The organism is Ruegeria sp. HKCCA5839, from assembly GCF_013035585.1.
GTDB lineage: Bacteria > Pseudomonadota > Alphaproteobacteria > Rhodobacterales > Rhodobacteraceae > Ruegeria.
This window is the reverse complement of record NZ_WQIE01000004.1, coordinates 329,224-345,644: the sequence shown is the minus strand read 5'-3', so window position 1 is coordinate 345,644 and position 16,421 is coordinate 329,224. Positions and strand designations below refer to the sequence as shown.

The window sequence follows — 16,421 nt, the reverse complement described above, 5'->3', positions numbered from 1 at the left end:
TCACACCCGAGCTGCACATAGCTGTTGCAAACGGAGTCTTGCCAGTACGCGAGGCGCTGGTTTAGCGGCACGTTGTTTGTGTCGTAACGCGTCTGAATATCCATGTGGTCCCCTTGAATGGATCGACAAAGCATGTCGATCTTGCCCGAAAAAGCAAGTTTTTCCGCCCAGACGCAAAAGCACGACCGCCTGTGATCCGACAGCCTCTGTGCATCCAACGGAGGTGCACCATGTCTACTCAATTCAAAGTCGCTGCGGTTCAGGCGGCCCCCTGCTTTCTTGATCTGGACGCAGGCATCGACAAAGCCATCGGTCTGATCGAAGAGGCCGCGAAGAACGGCGCCAAGCTGATTGCATTCAGTGAAACCTGGTTGCCGGGCTATCCCAATCACATCTGGCTGGGCCCTGTTGCCTGGCAGATGCAGTTCGTGGGCCGTTACTTTGACAATTCGATTGTTGCCGGCAGCGATCAGGAAAAGCGCCTGTCCAAAGCCTGCCGCGACAACAACATCCAGCTGTCAATGGGCTGCTCTGAACGTGATGGCGGCTCGCTCTATATCGCGCAATGGCATTTCGACGAAACCGGTGAGGTGATCAACCGCCGCCGCAAGCTGAAACCTACCCATGTCGAACGCACGGTCTATGGCGAAGGCGACGGCTCGGACCTGAGCGTGGTCGACACCTCGATCGGGCGCGTCGGGCAGCTGGCCTGCTGGGAGCATCTGCAACCGCTGAGCAAATACGCCATGTATGCCCAAAACGAACAGATCCATGTGGCCGCCTGGCCGAACCTGGCGCTGTATGAGGGCACCGCCTATGCGCTGGGGCATCAGGTGAACAACGCGGCGTCCATGATCTATGCGGTCGAAGGTGGCTGTTTCGTTCTGGCCCCCTGTTCGCTGGTAACCAAAGAGATGCAGGACCTGCTGTGCGAGGGCAATCCCGAGAAAGAGGCGCTGTTCCCGCTGGGCGGTGGCTATACCGCGATCTTTGGCCCGGACGGGTCGGAGCTGGCCGAACGGATCCCGCATGACCAGGAGGGCATCATGTATGCCGATATCGATCTGCACATGATCGGCTATGCCAAGGCGGCGGCCGATCCTGCGGGTCACTATGCGAAACGCGACAGCACGCGGCTGCTGATCAACCGCAAGAAACAGCGCGCCGTCCTGCACTTCGACGATGCGCCCGGCTGGGAAGAGGTCGACCTGATCGACACCCAACCCGAAGCCGCGGAATAGCCGTCTCGGCGATGGCCCCCGGGGCGGGGCCATCCCAAAGCATCAAAAGGGGATCCGAAATGACAGACCCAACACCCGCAATTCCAACGCATGAAGAGTTCTACACCGACCAGCAGCGCAAGCTGCAGGACGCGCATGGCCACACCAAACTGTCTCATGCCGTCATTCAGGCCATCGTCCGCGATCAGTTGGAAGAGTATCACATCGACTATATCGAAAGTCGCGACTATTTCTTTCTGTGCACGGTCACAGCACAGGGCGAGCCGACGGTGTCCTACAAGGGCGGGCCCGTGGGCTTTGTGAAATCACTGGGCGATAACCGGCTTGTGTTTCCGAATTATGACGGCAACGGCATGTGGCTTTCGATGGGCAATATCGACGCCGCATCCAAGATCGGCATGCTGTTCATGGACTTCGAGACACCTTGGCGCATCCGCGTTCAGGGTGAGGCGAAGCTTTCGAAAGACCCCGAACTGATGGCCCATTTCCCGGGCTGCAACATGGTTGCCGTGGTCGAGGTCACACGCGTCTTCCAGAACTGTGCGCGTTACATCCACAAACACAAACGAACCGAGCCGCACTCAATCTACGTGCCCGACGCCGAAGGCAACCAACCTTTCCCGGCCTGGAAACGGATCGAACCGATCCAGGACTTTCTGCACGAAGACGACCAAGGCAAAGCCGCCGAAAACGGCGGCACAATCACCGAAGAAGAATACATGGGCAAGATCATGGACGGCACCTCTTAAGAAGGTTCGGCTAAAGACGACCCAAATACCAACAGGAGAGAAAAATGAAACGTGTAACCCCCCTGGTCACAGGAATGGCTGTGCTATGCCTGAACGCCTTTGGCACAGAAGCTCAGGCAAACGAAACCACACCGATTTGTGGAATGGGCTCGGGCGAAGCCGCAACAGGTGAACCCATCAAGGTGGGCGGCATCAACGGCAATGCCCCTCCGGGCGACTTTTCTGGCGGAACCGACGCCGCTGCGGCCTATTTCGCCTGCGTCAATGCCAATGGCGGCATCAACGGGCGCCCTATTGAATACATGGTCGAAAATGACCAATGGAACCCCGAGTTGGCGGGTCAAGTCGCCACCAAGCTGGTCAAGGACGAAGGCGTTGTAGCGCTGGTGGGCAATGGCTCGGTCGTTTCGATGGCTGTGAACACCAAGCTTTACGAAGACGAAGGCATCATGGCCATGGCATCGGGCTGCGCAATCTCGGAATGCTATGAAAGCGCCAACATTGTCTCGACCAATCAGGGTCCGGTTCCTTCGGGCATCGGCGCGCTGAAATACGCGATCGAAGAGCTGGGCACCACAAGTGCGGCCTGTATCGGGTTCAACATCCCCAACAATGGTGGCTGGGCCTGCGACTGGATGAACACCTATATGGAAAGCAAGGGTGGACGCGGGGTTTCGATCCTGATGGATCCGACGGCGGTCGATCTGAACTCGGTCTATTTGCAGGCCATTGCCGAAGGGGTTGATACGATCCTGCTGATGTTGCCAGCAGGCCCGGCCATCGGGTTGCTGAAGGTTGCCGAAGAACAGGGCGGGCGCGATCTGTTCACATGGGTGTCGCCGACACCGCTTTACGAACCGGGTGTCGAGGCCGTTCTGGGTGATTACTGGGCCGACAACCTCTATATCAACATCGAGCTGAACCAATTCGACAGCGCAGGCGACGACAATACCAACTGGGCTGCGGTGATGGACGCCTATGGCCAGGACGGAGACCGTCGCGATACGTTCAGCCAATCGGGTTATATCTCGGCCAAGTTTTTTGTCCACGCCCTGCTTGAGATGGACCCGGCAAGTATCGACCGTGCTTCGGTGACCGAAGCAATTCGCAACATCAGCGGAGCAAGGTCGGATTTGCTGTGCGGGCCATATTATGTGGGCAATGGCGACAAGCATCAGCCAAATCATGCGGGACGAATGGTTAAGTTCACCGGCGCTGGGTTCGAATTGATGCGTGATTGCTATGAGTTGGACACAGCCTATCTCGAGCCCTTCTTCGAGCAAGAGCGTGCTCTTGGGTTGCGATAACCGGTAATGAAGCGATCGGTGCGGGGGCCGCACCGATCCGTTTCCAAGGATGTTTCCCATGGTCTATGGTTTGTTTCTTGTCTCGGGACTTGCTGTCGGGTCACTCTATGCGCTCGGTGGCATCGGATTGGTGATCCTGCGCAATTCGACCGGCGTGTTGAACTTTGCCTATGGCGCAATCGCTGCCTTTGCTGCGATGTTTGCCTGGCAAGTGTCTGAATGGGGTCTGCCCGGAATTTTCGCCTGGTTGTCAGCGGTGCTGACGGGCATCGGTCTGTCCGTGGCCTATGGCACGTTTCTGGCACCATCGCTGCATTGGCGCGAACCAGCGGTCAAAGCCATCGCCACACTGGGATATATGTTGATCCTGTTTGGGGTGATGGGCGTCTTTTGGGAGGACGCGCTGCGCAAGATCTCGCTGCCCAGTGACAAGATCGCTATCACGATCCTTGGGGTGCGGGTCACTCTGACACGGATCATCGCTTTTGTGGTGTCCATTCTGGTGGTCATCGGCATGGTCACCTATCTGCGCCGCTCACGTACTGGGCTGAATATGCGCGCCTTGGCCGACAATCGCAATCACGCGGCTTTGCTGGGGATCCCGATCGTCAAGACCGAGACGCTGGCCTGGGGCATTTCCGGCGCGCTGGCCGGGTTCACCGGACTGATCTTTGGCAGTCTTGTCCGGCTGGAACCAACGGTGATCACCTTCATGGTCATCCCGGCTGTGGCTGCAGCCGTTTGCGGGCGGTTGACTTCGCTGCCGCTGACTTTGGCCGGTGGGCTATTCATCGGCGTCGTTGAATCGATGCTGACGCTGTACAAACCTGCCGCCGGGTTGCGCACCATGGCCCCTTTCCTCATCGCCGCGCTTGTCATCCTTTGGATGCAGCGCGGCCAGAAACTGACTTTTGCGAAAGAGGCCTAAGATGCTCAGACTACTTGCCGTCCCGCTGATCGTATTCCTTGTCGCTGTGCTGCTTCTGCCGCTGGTCCTGCCCGCGCTCTGGATCAAAGTTGTCACTTCTTCCCTGATCTTTGCGCTCGCGACAGCGGGGATCTCGGTACTATTTGCGCAGCTTGGTCTGATCAATCTGGGTCAGGTTGCGCTTGTGGGTGTTGGCGGATGGATCGCGCTGCGCCTGAACTACGCAACGCCCTTGCCCGTTACCGCGATAATCGCCATCGCGGGCATGATCACTGCCTTGATCGGAGCGGTGCTGGCGCTGCCTGCGCTGCGCATTCGTGGGCTCTATCTGGCCTTGGTCACCCTGATGGCAGCAGGCGCATTCCAGATCCTGTTCAACGCGTTCCAATTCCCCAATGGCGGGCCGGGATTCTGGGGGGTCGCGCAGCAATCGGGCGCAGAAATTCGACGCCCGAGTTTTGCCAAATCAGACGCGGCCTATCTGCGGTATACCATCTGTGTGCTGAGTTTCGGCTTTGGCCTTGTTGCGCTGCATCGGATCACCGCACCCGGCCGTGCCTGGGCTATGATCCGGCAGTCTGAGGCAAACGCCATGGCCGCGGGCATCAACGTGACCTCCTACAAGATCTGGGCATTTGCCCTGTCCGGCCTGTTGGCCGGCATCGCCGGAGGTCTTCTGGCCCATGCGCTGGGGCAGTTGGATGCGCGCAGCTTTCTGGCCGCCGAGGGGATCTTGCTTTTTGCCCTGACCGTGGTCGGCGGTGCGTTCTCGTGGGTCGGTGCGATCATTACCGGCATTCTCTACAAGCTTTTGCCTGCGTTGCTGAATGACTTTGGGGTCAGCGCTGACCTGGCTCTGATCATCTTCGGGGCGGCTCTGCTGCACGCCATCATGACAGCCCCACGCGGGATTGCCGGGCAATTGCTGGGCGCTTTGCAAAGGAAACCCACATGATTACCATCAACGATCTTTCCGTGAAATATGGTGGTGTGGTGGCGCTGGACAGTGTCACGCTGACCTTGAGGGACGATGTGACCGGTCTGATCGGTCCCAACGGTGCGGGCAAGACCACCATGACAAATGCGTTTTCCGGCTTTGCCCCTATCGCGGGGGGCGAAATCGTGATCGACGGGCTAAGCCTTCTGGATCTGCCCCCGCACAAGCGCGCCCGCTGGGGCCTGGCACGATCGTTCCAGAAGGTGCAGATCGTCGATGACCTTACAGTCGAGGCCCATCTGCACGCGGTTTGCGATACCAAGAAGATAGGTCGGCACGATCGTTCCGCTGCCATTGATGAGGTGTTTGAGTTTGTCCGGCTCAGCGATCAGCGCACCAAAATGGGGGCCGATCTGAATCCTTATGAAAAGCGCATGTGCGAAATTGCCAAATGCCTGATCGGTGCACCCAAGATCATCCTGCTTGATGAGCCGGGGGGCGGTTTGTCGGAAAGCGAAATGCAGGATCTTCGACGGATCATTCGCGAAACCAAAACACGATTTGGCGCCCAAATCATTATGGTCGATCACGACGTCGATCTGGTGCGAGATGTCTGCCAGTCAACAGCAGTGCTGGATTTTGGACGGCTCATTGCCTTTGGTCCGACGAATGAAGTGCTACAGGACGAGGCGGTCAAAACCGCCTATCTGGGCCGATAGGGAAAAAGTAGATGTTAAAAGTGAACAATATCTCGATCCAATCTCAGACCCGAACTGTCGTCAATGGCGTCTCCCTCGAGGTTGCCAAGGGCGAAATCGTGGCGCTCTTGGGCCCCAACGGTGCGGGTAAATCCGAACTGGTGCTAGGCATCGCAGGGGTGATGCCCCTGAACTCGGGCGTCGTCACCGTGGAAGACGCCGAGGTGTCGGGGCTGGACAGCCAGGCCGTAAGACGCGCGGGAATTTCGGCCGTTCCCGAAGGGCATCAGGTGCTGGAAAATCTCAGCGTGATAGATAACCTGCGGGCTGCCGGGTCTAACCTTTCGGCGCAGGAGTGCGCCACGGAAGTGGAGGGCGCATTGCAGGTTTTCCCCGAATTGGTGGCGTTGAAAGATCAAGCTGCGGGATCTCTTTCAGGAGGACAGCAACAGATGGTAGCCATCGCACAAGCGCTGGTGGCCCGCCCGCGCTTTTTGCTGATCGACGAGATGTCGCTTGGGCTGGCCCCGGTGATCATCGAACGCCTGATCGGTGTCGTGCGCGAGCTGCGCACCCGTGGCATCGGCATTCTTCTTATCGAGCAATTCACCCAACTGGCGCTGAATGTAGCAGACAGGTGCTATGTACTTTCACAAGGGAAAATACGCTTCGACGGAAAGCCATGCCAGCTCAAGGAAGATCCATCCATTCTGGAACGTGCCTATTTAGGCAATTGATAGGATCTGCAGACGCCTATTGTGCCAAAGATGTTTAGAGAGTCGAGATCTACTCCGAACAAGGAACTCTATGAAGCAAGCTCTTTGGCATCCAAATCCAAAGACATCACAGTTTACGGTTTGATAGCATCGCCATCATCGGATTGAATCGTTGGGATCGTTCCCAATTGGGCTCCAGATAATTCAAGTTTCGCCAAACTGCTGATGTTATCGGATCTGATATGTCCAAACCCGCTCGAGAACCCTGGTTTTCTAGAGAGCCATCTTGAGACGTGGGCGACTTTTCTGCCTGTAAAAATGGTCTCAAACCCCAAGATATTTCGTCAGGATCGCGCCATTCCCGGCGACATCGGAAGGTAAGACTGTCTCGCGGTCTTTGCCGTTTTCGATAAAGGTGATGCGGTCGGCGATGGACAGAACCGCGTCGATGCGCTGTTCGACCAGTATGATGGCATAGCCTTCCGCTTTCATCTTGACCACGACCTGCCGGATTTGCTCGATCATGGATGGCTGAAGCCCTTCGGTGGGTTCATCCAAAAGAAGCACCTTGGGGCGCAGGCACAGCGCGCGCGCTGTGGCCAGCATTTGTTGTTCACCGCCAGACAGCGTTCCCGCCACCTGATCCAGGCGCTCTGAAAGGCGCGGAAAGAGATCAAGCACCCAATCGCGGGTCTGAGCGCCTTCCCCTCGCGTCATGAGCCCCATCTCGATGTTCTCGGATACAGTCAGTTCCTTGAACAGTCGCCGCCCCTGCGGGACATATCCGATCCCGCGCTTGGGCACGAGATGCGCTGGAAGCCCGTCAAGATGCTCCCCGTCCAATTGGATCTCACCTTGTTTGAGCGGCAACTGCCCCATGACTGCCTTAAGCAAGGTCGATTTGCCGGCTCCGTTTCGCCCCATCAAACAATGGATCTCGGCGGCATTCACCGTCAGGGAAACCCCAAACAGAACCTGTACCTGGCCATAGCCGGTGTGGATATTCTTGACCTCAAACATCCGCAGTGGTCCCCAGATAGGCCGCCTGAACTGCGGGGTCGGCGTGGATTTCCTCGAAACTGCCCGAGGCCAACAGGCGGCCCTGATCCAACACAGTGACATGGTCGGCCGTGTCAGTAACGACGCGCATATTATGTTCTATCAGCAAGATCGTCGTTTCCTCGGCCATTGATCGCATGAGTGTCACGAACGCGTCCACCTCACCTTCGGCAAGGCCCTGGGTCGGTTCATCCAGAATGAACAGTTTGGGATCTTGCGCCAGGCCCATCGCGATCTCCAGCACGCGCTGGTGGCCATAGCTTAGATCTGCTGCGGTCTGATCGGCGCGCTCGGCAAGACCGATTTTCTCCAGCACGGCAGCGGTTTTGGCTGCATGGGCGGCTTTGTCATGGGCCAGTTTGCGGCCAGCAGCAAGAGCCACATTATCCTCGACCGTCAGGCCGGGGAAGATCGAGGTGATCTGGAATGTATAGGCCATTCCCAACTGCATGCGCTTATGTGCAGGCAAGGTACTGATGTCTTGACCTTCGAAGAACACCTTGCCTCGGGTCGGCGTTGTACGCCCGCTGACCATGCCGACAAAGGTTGATTTGCCAGCGCCGTTTGGCCCGATCAGCGCGGTGATTGCGTTGCGCTGCAAGGTGAAATCAATGTCTGTGTTGGCCTGCAACCCGCCGTAGATCTTGGTCAGGCCCTTGGTTTCAAGAATGTTCATGGCAGCCATGGCAAAGCCCTCTTGCGCAGAGTGCCCGCCAGCCCTTGTGGTGCGAACAGGGTCAGAAGCACAAGGGCCAATCCGGCTACAAGCATATAGGCGTTTGTGACCCCGCTGGAAATGTCGATCAGGTAGAACATGAAGATGACGCCAATCAAAGGGCCGACAGTGGTGCCAGCGCCGCCCAGCAGGACCCAAAGCAACGGAAAGATCGAATACTGAACCGAGGCAAAACTGGCGCCGACATAGCCGAACAACAAGGCATAAGCAGCCCCGGCCACGCCCGAGAACAGGCCCGAGACAACCAGCGCTGCCAGTTTCAACCGCGCAACGTCATAGCCCAACATGCGGGCGCGTTCCTCGTTCTCGCGGATCGCGATCAGGCGTTTGCCAAAGGGTCTTTGCACCAGTCGCGCCATCGCAAGAAAGCAGAAAGCAAACAGAATGAAGGCAGTGAAATAGCGCGCTGTTTCCGTGGTCAGGTCAATCCCGGCGATTTGCCTTTGGGCCTGCTGGATGATGAAGCCCTCATCGCCTCTGGTGTATTCGCCATAATAAAGGATCACCAAATAGAAGGTCTGGGCGAACATCAGTGTGACGATCATGAAGGCCACGCCGATTGTGCGCAGAGCCAGATAACCCGCCCCCAGCGCCAGAAGCCCCGCCGCTCCGACGCCGATGAAGAAGGCGGGCAAGACGGACAAGCCGCCCATGTTCATGCTCAGGCCGAAGCCGTACATACCAGCGGCAAAAAACATCGCGTGGCCCAGGCTGAGAAGGCCGGTATAGCCAAAGAGCAGATTGAAGCCGATGGCATAGATCGCGAGCACCATGATCCGCGAGAACGCTCCGACATGATAGGCGGGCAGAATGAAAAAGAGCGCAAACAGCACCACCAGAGTGCCGATATGAAGCGCATTTGATTTCGTCCAATCCATCAGGCGGCCACCCGTCCCATCAGGCCCTGAGGCCGGAAGACCAGCACCATGGCCACGAGAAAGGTCGCGATGATTTTGGCTAATGTCGGCGAGAAAAACACCGAGATGATACCGTCGCTCATTCCGATAAGAAGGGCCGCGATGACGGTTCCGGGCAGGCTGCCAAGCCCGCCGATGATCACGACGATAAAGGCCAGCAACAGCGGATCACCTCCCATCAGGTAATGAGCTTGCTGAATGGGTACAACCAGCACCGCCCCCAGCGCGGCAAGCCCCGCGCCCAGGCCAAAAACCAGCGAATAGACCTGCCCGACAGGGACCCCGAAGGCTTGCGCCATATCCCGGTCTTGCTGGGTTGCGCGCATCACCAGGCCAATCTTGGTGCGAGTCAAAACCAGCCACAGCGCGCCGAGTACCACAATGGCCGCGCCGATCACAAACAGCTTGTAGGTTGTGACGCTCAGCCCCCAGGGCCAGATCATCTGGAACCCGTTTTCGCCAAATTCAAACCAGGGCAGGGCGAGTCGCAGGTTAAAGGGCGGCTCTACGGGTCGTGCTTCGGGCCCGTAGAGCATCAATGTGGATTGCTGCACGATATAGAGCACGCCGATTGTGGCGACGATTGTGCGATCTACGTCATAGTCGATCCGTTTGAGGATCAGTTGGTCCACACCCGCCGCGATAGCTCCGACCAAAACCGGCACGATAATCAGCGCGGCCACAAAGCCCAAGGCGGCATGCCCGCTGATCATTGTCGTCACAGCCCAGGCAAACACGGCACCTAGCATGAAGAACTCGCCATGCGCGACATTCACCACGCGCATGACGCCGAACACGATGCTGAGGCCCATAGCCGTAAGCACAAGAATAGCCGAGATGACTGCCCCCTCGAGGGAGGCAAGCATCAGGTGAGGCCCGAAGTCCATCGCTGGTCTCGCTTAGTTGAGAGTGGGTCGTTTCAGAAGGATTGTGTCGTATAATCCACTTCGTCCGCATAAAGCCCATCTTCGATCGAGGCTGTGTGCACGACCTCAAGATTTCCGTCGCTGACCTTCGAGATGAACTGTTTGCCAAACGCCTGATGCGTCTTGCCGTTGAACAGCTTATCCCCTTGAGGATGGTCAAGTGACTCGGGCATGTCGGTCATGGCTTCGACCGCCTCGATCAGTTTGGTGCGATCTGCAGGGCCCTGATAGTCGGCAGCTTCCATACCGGCCTTGATCACGTTCAGAGTCTCCCAGCAGCCAAACATATGCGCGTAGGTTGCGACATTTGCCGGGTCGTCAATCGCGGCACCGCGGTCATTCACCCCAACCGCTGCACGATAGGCCGAGGCCGCCTCTGATTCATTTGCTTGTTTGTGGCGGGGCATGCCCTCCCAGAAATAGGTGCCTTCCAGGAACTCAAGACCGGGGCTTTGTATATCGACGGCTTCGAGGCTGTCGATAAAGCCAAAGATTTCGGGTCGGCTGGGTCCAAAGAACTCGCCCATTTCCTTGACGAATGTCAAAACTGCGGGGCCGACCATCACGTGATAGATGACTTCGGTTTCGCGCGGGATGTTGGGGAAATAGCGGGTAAAGGTTGTCTCGGTTGGAGGGATGGCGATCTTGGCCACAACTTCACCGCCTTGCGCTTCGATCGCTTGCGAGAAGAAATCGCGGTGATCGTGGCCGAAGGCAAAATCAGGATAGATCATAGTGACCTTTTTGCCGAGGTTGTCGGCCACGAAAGGCGCCATCGAGATCACCTGGCTTTTCACATCGGTGATACCCGGCTGCAGCGTATAGCGATTGAGCATTCCGCTGGCCACATGATGGCCTTCAGAGACCACAAAATAAGGCAGTTTCAATTCGCCTGCGCGAGGAGCAGAACCGATCACCACATGGCTGAACAGGGTTCCGAAGGCCACATCGACCTCATGCTGGTTGGCGAATTTTTCCAACACTTCAGCACCGCGCCCCGGATCGGTTGCGTCATCCTCGGTGATGATCTCGACGGGGCGACCGTTGATACCACCCATCTCGTTGATGCGCGCGACAGCCGCGGTTGTTGTTGTATCGTACCAACGGCCATAAGCGGCCCCGATACCGGTGGCATGTTTCTGAAAACCGATTTTGATCGGAGCCGAGCTTTGCGCCTGCGCAAACCCAAGCGAGCCGGGCAGGACGCCGGTTGTCGCCAAGGCTCCGGCGCCAGCACCGAGACCCAAAAGTGTCTTTCTGCGACTGATCTTTGGGGGGTTCTTCATGGCGTTTTCTCCTCTGTTGTTTGCTGGGCGATGTCTCGCCTCTTTTGAAGTAGTTTGTATGCACACTAACGAGTTGTCTACATTTTTATGCGCCTCTTGGGCTTGCGAGCAGCCAGAGTCCGAAGATTGTGTAGAAAACCATTAGAATTGAGATACCCGATTGCAGGGCCAGGATGTCTCGACGTGAACTGCAAAAAGTCTCGGCGGTTCGGTGACTTAGGATCACAGCCAGCACATGTGACAAGACAACCGCGCCTGCCTGGCAAAGCCATATTGCTTTTACCGTGCCGGGGACCGTCAGAAACCCGACCATCACGCGACGATGTCCCAGACCGAACAGGTTCCAGCCAAGAGCGAACGGATCTGCCAGTGTGGCTAGCACAACTTGGATCTGAACCAGGAAGGTCACAAAGTAATGTGCGAAATGATAGCCAATCGCAATCGGTAACAGGGTGACCGAAAAGCGTACGAAGGCTGTTTTGAATCCGACGCTGCCTTTGACCAAGGCTGTTCCTAAGAAAATGGCGAGTGCGAAAATCGCAGTCAGAAATAGAATGCTGCCGTAAAGGCCAAGCGTTGTAGGCCAGACCAGCGCAGTTCGGCCCGGATATTCAAGTGGATTGACCCCAATCCGCGCAAGCCACCAAAAGGTTTCGTAGAGGCCGTCGAAACTGCCCGACGCCAGGACAATCAGGATAAACCCCGCGTGGCTGAGATCTAGCCGATGTTTGCTAAAGACTTGCCACCCCGGAAAACCAATTGAGCTTCCCTTCACGGGACGAAGAAGGCCGATCAGAGTGAACAGTACCGTAAAGCACTCGACCTGCCGCAGCCAGGTCTCGCGCCCGAAAACTGTCATGCCCGCCAATGTAAACACCCAGTAGCCGATTACGAAAAGCGCCAAACGCTCAGGATCATTTGGTGCGGCGTCGGCGAGTACAAAGCCCTGAAATGCTGCCATAACCACAACTGCAGGCCAGATCGATAGACCGGCCGGCAAGGTGATCAGCGCTTTGGATTCAGGCACTAAAAACCGGTGCAAGGCAGGCCACGGGTTGATCCACGACCAGATGTCGAAAACCAGGGCCTGCACAACAAACAGCAGCATCCACCAGACTGTCCATAAGACCAAGGGCATCAGGTTTGCCTGCGGATCGGTGGGGCCGCGCAAGCCGATCAGTATCAGAAGCGCCAAACAAGCAGCGGCAAAAAGCTGCCCCCACTGGTTCCAGTCCCTTGCGCCCGGCGGCGGACCAAATTTCACTGGGCGCATCAAGTGGTCAAGCTGTCCGGGTCGCAGCAGGATAAGCAACAGGATTGTGGCCGCGACGGTCAGGGTGCCCCCGACAATATATGCGGTGGTCGGCAGAAGAAGTACAAAGCCCTGATCAGCGGCGTGGGCCAATGCGGGCCCCGACGCCAAAATGACGGCCAAAGGCGCAGCAAGGCAGGACTTCACAAGCAGCGTCATTTTATTAGTATACACATAAATTTCTGCGAGGGGGCAAGTCTGATGAAGAAACGCTGGTTCGTCATTGCGAGTGTCTCGGCTCTGCTTGGTCTCACCTACGTTTATACGAGTAAGCCGCAAAGTGAAGTTAAGGTTTCTGACGGGCGCGCCGTGCCTATGGGAGCCTCGGGCGAGCTGTTCATGGTCACTTTGAACCTGCAAAATGACGGTGCTGCGGTGGCCTTACAGGGCGTTACTTCTCCGTCCGGCGCAGACGTATCCTTCATGAACCCCGGCTATGATGGTCGTCTTGTGGTGCCCGGGGGCGATACGGCGCAGCTGGCGATGGATGGCGCTCATGTCGTACTGCGCGTGCCGCCGGGATCGTTTCCGGCGGGCGGGTTTCATTCCGTGGCCCTGGAATTCGACGACGGAAGCGAAGTCTCGGCTCGTATCCTGCATCCCGAAGTCACCGCAGCAACGGCAATGGATCACAGTGCAACCAGTGGAGTCGCCCTGTCGCCGGGGCCAACCATCGCGTTGGTGCAAGATCCTGAGGTCAGACCTGAAGGGTTTGATGTTGAGATCCGCGTTGAGAATTTCGAATTCACCCGTGTTGATGATAGCGCACCCCATATCGATGGTCAGGGCCATGCGCATATCTATCTGAACGGGCTCAAACTAGGGCGCCTTTATGAGGAACGTTTCGCCATTGGAACGCTGGCACCGGGCGATTATGTGCTGAGCGTTGTTCTCAATACGAACGACCATCGCCCTTACGTCTCGAACGGCGAGCCTGTCGTGTTGTCCTATGCGTTTAAGCTGTAAACTGTGCCGGTCGGATATTCGGGGATCTGTTCGTACACAAAATCTTTTGCCAACGGCGGTGCTTGAGCAGGCGTTCCACGTCAATCCACGAAAGCGCGTTCGACCACAAAAGTATCGGGCTTGTTGTTCGACCCCTCGACCAGCCCGAAACCTTCAAGGGCCGTCTTGGTGTCTTTGAGCATGGACATGGAACCGCAGATCATACCCCGATCAGCTTGGGGTGAGATCTGTGGCACGCCCAGATCGTCAAAGACTTTGCCCGAGGCCAACAGGTCAGTGATCCGGCCCATAAAGGGATAATGCTCGCGCGTTGTTGTCGCATAAAGGCGCAAGCCGCTGGCAAACTCACCACATAACGGGTCGTCCTTGACCGAGGCGACCAGGGTCTGGCTATAGGTCAGCTCGGCCACCTCGCGACAGGTATGTGTGACGATGACCTCTTCGAATTTCTCATAGGTTTCGGGATCGCGGATCAGACTGGCAAAGGGGGCAAAACCCGTGCCGGTCGCGAACATCCAAAGCCGTTTGCCCGGCAGCAGAGCGTCATTGACCAATGTGCCTGTCGGCTTTTTCCGCATCAGGACAGTGTCGCCTTCCTTGATCTTCTGCAAGTGCTCGGTCAACGGGCCGTCCGGAACCTTGATCGAATAGAACTCAAGCTCTTCGTCCCAGCTGGGTGACGCGATGGAATAGGCCCGGAATACCGGCTTTTCCGCGTTGGGCAGGCCAATCATCACGAACTCACCGGATCGGAACCGAAACGACGCGGGCCGCGTCATGCGGAAGCGGAACAAACGGTCAGTATAGTGTTGTACCTCGGTGACCGTTTCGGCGAATACGCCTGTGGGGATCGGGAATGCGGTCTCGATTTTGCCATCCATAACACTTACTCTAATCGTTAGTATACTAATGAATAGGCGATTGCCCGCGCGTGTGTCAATTCTTGTTTTCAAGGCTTTGAGCCGAACAAACAGGCTTGACGCTTTGCCCTAAGATATATTCGTATACTAACGAACGGATGGAGGTGCTCGTGGAAAAGCTGGTCATAAAAAACATCGGCATGATTTTGTCTGGCAAAATGGAAGAGCCGATCTTTGACGGAGACTGCCTGATCGCGATTGATGGCAAGATCCTGGAATGGGGGAACGAGAAAGATCTGGATACCGAGGATGCCACCTGTATCGTCGACGCACATGGGGTGACGCTGGCGCCGGGTCTGATCGACAGCCACGTGCACCCGGTTGTGGGTGACTACACCCCCCGTCAGCAGCAACTGCACTGGATCGATTCCACCCTGAATGGTGGCGTGACCACGATGATTTCAGCGGGTGAAGTGCATATGCCCGGGCGTCCCAAGGACATTGTCGGCCTCAAGGCGATGTCGATTGCGGCGCAGCGCTGGTACGAGAATTTTCGCCCCTCCGGGGTCAAGGTTCATGCGGGTGCGCCGGTGATCGAACATGGGATGGTCGAAGAGGATTTTGCCGAGCTTGCCAAAGCCGGGGTCAAATATCTGGGTGAGGTCGGGCTTGGTTCGGTCAAGGATGGCAAGACGGCCAACCAGATGGTGGACTGGGCCCGCAAATACGGCATTCAATCGACGATCCATACCGGAGGGCCATCAATCCCCGGTTCAGGATTGATCGATGCAGACATGGTGATCGAGACAGGCACTGACGTGATCGGCCATATCAACGGCGGTCACTCGGCCTTGCCCGATGATCAGATCATCTGCCTGTGTGAAACCTGCACCAAACAAGCCTTCGAGATTGTCCACAACGGCAATGAGCGGGCCGCCGTGCTGACAGTGAACACCGCGCGCGAGCTGGGCAAGCTGGATCAGGTCATTCTGGGCACCGACGGGCCTGCGGGTTCGGGGGTGCAGCCATTGGGCATTCTGCGCATGATCGCGATGCTTTCGGCCTTTGGTAATGTGCCCGCCGAGATCGCATTTTGCTTTGGCAATGGCAACACGTCCCGTCAACGTGATTTGGATGTCGGATTGATCGAAAAGGGCTATGCGGCTGATTTTGTCCTGTTGGATCAGGCTCAACACGCTCCGGGTAAGACCATGCTGGAAAGCGTGGCGCAGGGAAACCTGCCCGGTGTGGGTATGACAATCATCGACGGGGTAATCCGCTCGGAACGGTCACGTAACACACCACCGGCCCAAAGGCTGCCTGAACGCATCTTGTAAAGGGCGTCTTAGCTGATCTTTTTGAGCAGTTGCAGCAGGGTTTCTCGTTCAGCTGTATCAAGCGGAGCAAGCGTTTCGTCCGATATCGACAGCCCGTCGGCGTATAGCTGATCCATCAAGGCCGCGCCGTTCGACGTCAGCGAGATGATCGACCTGCGCTTGTCATGAGGATCTGACGCTGATTGCAACAAACCTTTTGACTTGAGCCGATCCACCACCCCCTTGATTGTGGCGATATCCATTGCGGCCAAACGTCCAAGCTGGTTTTGACTGACCTCGCCGGTTTCGGCGACGCGGATCAGGGTGGCAAATTGCGTAGGCGTCAGCCCTTCCGAGACCCGACTTTGAAAGATTACAGCGTGGCGCTGGCTGGCCAGCCTCAGAAGGTATCCGACCTGTTCACTCAGCCGATATTTTGTTTCGCTTTCGGACAAGACGGACTCCCA

At 57.0% G+C, this 16,421-nt stretch carries 17 protein-coding genes; 9 read left to right on the top strand and 8 right to left on the bottom strand.

The features are described 5' to 3' along the window. Positions 1–230: 230 nt before the first annotated feature. From GOV38_RS13925 to GOV38_RS13895, 7 genes are read left to right on the top strand one after another with little or no spacing between them, the layout of a single operon-like run. Positions 231–1,241 carry a carbon-nitrogen hydrolase family protein gene (locus GOV38_RS13925; protein WP_171208162.1) on the top strand — a complete coding sequence of 337 codons (1,011 nt, stop codon included), beginning with the start codon at positions 231–233 and terminating at the stop codon, positions 1,239–1,241. A gap of 59 nt (positions 1,242–1,300) precedes the next feature. Then, a complete protein-coding gene (locus GOV38_RS13920) occupies positions 1,301–1,990 on the top strand; it encodes a pyridoxamine 5'-phosphate oxidase family protein (protein ID WP_171208351.1) in 690 nt (229 codons plus the stop codon). A gap of 44 nt (positions 1,991–2,034) precedes the next feature. Beyond that, positions 2,035–3,297, top strand: a complete 1,263-nt coding sequence (locus GOV38_RS13915; protein ID WP_171208350.1) for an ABC transporter substrate-binding protein — start codon at positions 2,035–2,037, stop codon at positions 3,295–3,297. Positions 3,298–3,355: 58 nt separating this feature from the next. Beyond that, the gene (locus tag GOV38_RS13910) at positions 3,356–4,225 is read left to right on the top strand and encodes a branched-chain amino acid ABC transporter permease (protein ID WP_171208349.1); all 870 of its coding nucleotides are present in this window, start codon (positions 3,356–3,358) and stop codon (positions 4,223–4,225) included. A gap of 1 nt (position 4,226) precedes the next feature. Continuing rightward, positions 4,227–5,180, top strand: a complete 954-nt coding sequence (locus tag GOV38_RS13905; RefSeq protein ID WP_171208348.1) for a branched-chain amino acid ABC transporter permease — start codon at positions 4,227–4,229, stop codon at positions 5,178–5,180. Beyond that, the gene (locus GOV38_RS13900) at positions 5,177–5,881 is read left to right on the top strand and encodes an ABC transporter ATP-binding protein (protein ID WP_171208347.1); all 705 of its coding nucleotides are present in this window, start codon (positions 5,177–5,179) and stop codon (positions 5,879–5,881) included. Before GOV38_RS13905 ends, GOV38_RS13900 begins: the two co-directional genes overlap by 4 nt. Positions 5,882–5,892: 11 nt before the next feature. Next, positions 5,893–6,597 carry an ABC transporter ATP-binding protein gene (locus GOV38_RS13895; RefSeq protein ID WP_171208346.1) on the top strand — a complete coding sequence of 235 codons (705 nt, stop codon included), beginning with the start codon at positions 5,893–5,895 and terminating at the stop codon, positions 6,595–6,597. A gap of 303 nt (positions 6,598–6,900) precedes the next feature. Here the strand turns inward: GOV38_RS13895 and GOV38_RS13890 are convergent, their stop codons facing one another. The 6 genes from GOV38_RS13890 to GOV38_RS13865 all read right to left on the bottom strand — a co-directional run bounded on the left by GOV38_RS13890 (position 6,901) and on the right by GOV38_RS13865 (position 12,986). Beyond that, positions 6,901–7,596 carry an ABC transporter ATP-binding protein gene (locus GOV38_RS13890; RefSeq protein ID WP_171208345.1) on the bottom strand — a complete coding sequence of 232 codons (696 nt, stop codon included), beginning with the start codon at positions 7,594–7,596 and terminating at the stop codon, positions 6,901–6,903. Then, complete coding sequence (locus GOV38_RS13885) at positions 7,589–8,311, bottom strand: ABC transporter ATP-binding protein (protein WP_171133007.1); 723 nt, start codon at positions 8,309–8,311, stop codon at positions 7,589–7,591. Before GOV38_RS13885 ends, GOV38_RS13890 begins: the two co-directional genes overlap by 8 nt. Beyond that, entirely contained in the window at positions 8,308–9,249 is a 942-nt protein-coding gene (locus tag GOV38_RS13880) for a branched-chain amino acid ABC transporter permease (protein ID WP_171208344.1), read from the bottom strand. Before GOV38_RS13880 ends, GOV38_RS13885 begins: the two co-directional genes overlap by 4 nt. Next, complete coding sequence (locus GOV38_RS13875) at positions 9,249–10,175, bottom strand: branched-chain amino acid ABC transporter permease (protein ID WP_171132946.1); 927 nt, start codon at positions 10,173–10,175, stop codon at positions 9,249–9,251. The genes GOV38_RS13880 and GOV38_RS13875 overlap by 1 nt, the downstream gene beginning before the upstream one ends. A 32-nt stretch (positions 10,176–10,207) precedes the next feature. After that, on the bottom strand, positions 10,208–11,500 hold the full coding sequence (locus tag GOV38_RS13870) for an ABC transporter substrate-binding protein (RefSeq protein WP_171208343.1): 1,293 nt from the start codon (positions 11,498–11,500) through the stop codon (positions 10,208–10,210). Positions 11,501–11,585: 85 nt separating this feature from the next. Continuing rightward, positions 11,586–12,986 carry a hypothetical protein gene (locus GOV38_RS13865; RefSeq protein ID WP_171208342.1) on the bottom strand — a complete coding sequence of 467 codons (1,401 nt, stop codon included), beginning with the start codon at positions 12,984–12,986 and terminating at the stop codon, positions 11,586–11,588. A 27-nt stretch (positions 12,987–13,013) separates the two neighbouring features. Here GOV38_RS13865 and GOV38_RS13860 point away from each other — a divergent pair, with 27 nt between their 5' ends. After that, positions 13,014–13,778: a hypothetical protein gene (locus tag GOV38_RS13860; protein WP_171208341.1), complete on the top strand. Its 765-nt coding sequence runs from the start codon at positions 13,014–13,016 to the stop codon at positions 13,776–13,778. 80 nt (positions 13,779–13,858) lie between these two features. Here the strand turns inward: GOV38_RS13860 and GOV38_RS13855 are convergent, their stop codons facing one another. After that, a complete protein-coding gene (locus tag GOV38_RS13855) occupies positions 13,859–14,659 on the bottom strand; it encodes a ferredoxin--NADP reductase (RefSeq protein WP_171208340.1) in 801 nt (266 codons plus the stop codon). A gap of 179 nt (positions 14,660–14,838) precedes the next feature. Here GOV38_RS13855 and GOV38_RS13850 point away from each other — a divergent pair, with 179 nt between their 5' ends. Then, positions 14,839–15,975 carry an amidohydrolase family protein gene (locus GOV38_RS13850; protein WP_371808505.1) on the top strand — a complete coding sequence of 379 codons (1,137 nt, stop codon included), beginning with the start codon at positions 14,839–14,841 and terminating at the stop codon, positions 15,973–15,975. Between the two features lie 8 nt (positions 15,976–15,983). Here GOV38_RS13850 and GOV38_RS13845 read toward each other — a convergent pair whose 3' ends face one another. Then, positions 15,984–16,409: a MarR family winged helix-turn-helix transcriptional regulator gene (locus GOV38_RS13845; protein ID WP_254430479.1), complete on the bottom strand. Its 426-nt coding sequence runs from the start codon at positions 16,407–16,409 to the stop codon at positions 15,984–15,986. Positions 16,410–16,421 lie beyond the last annotated feature (12 nt).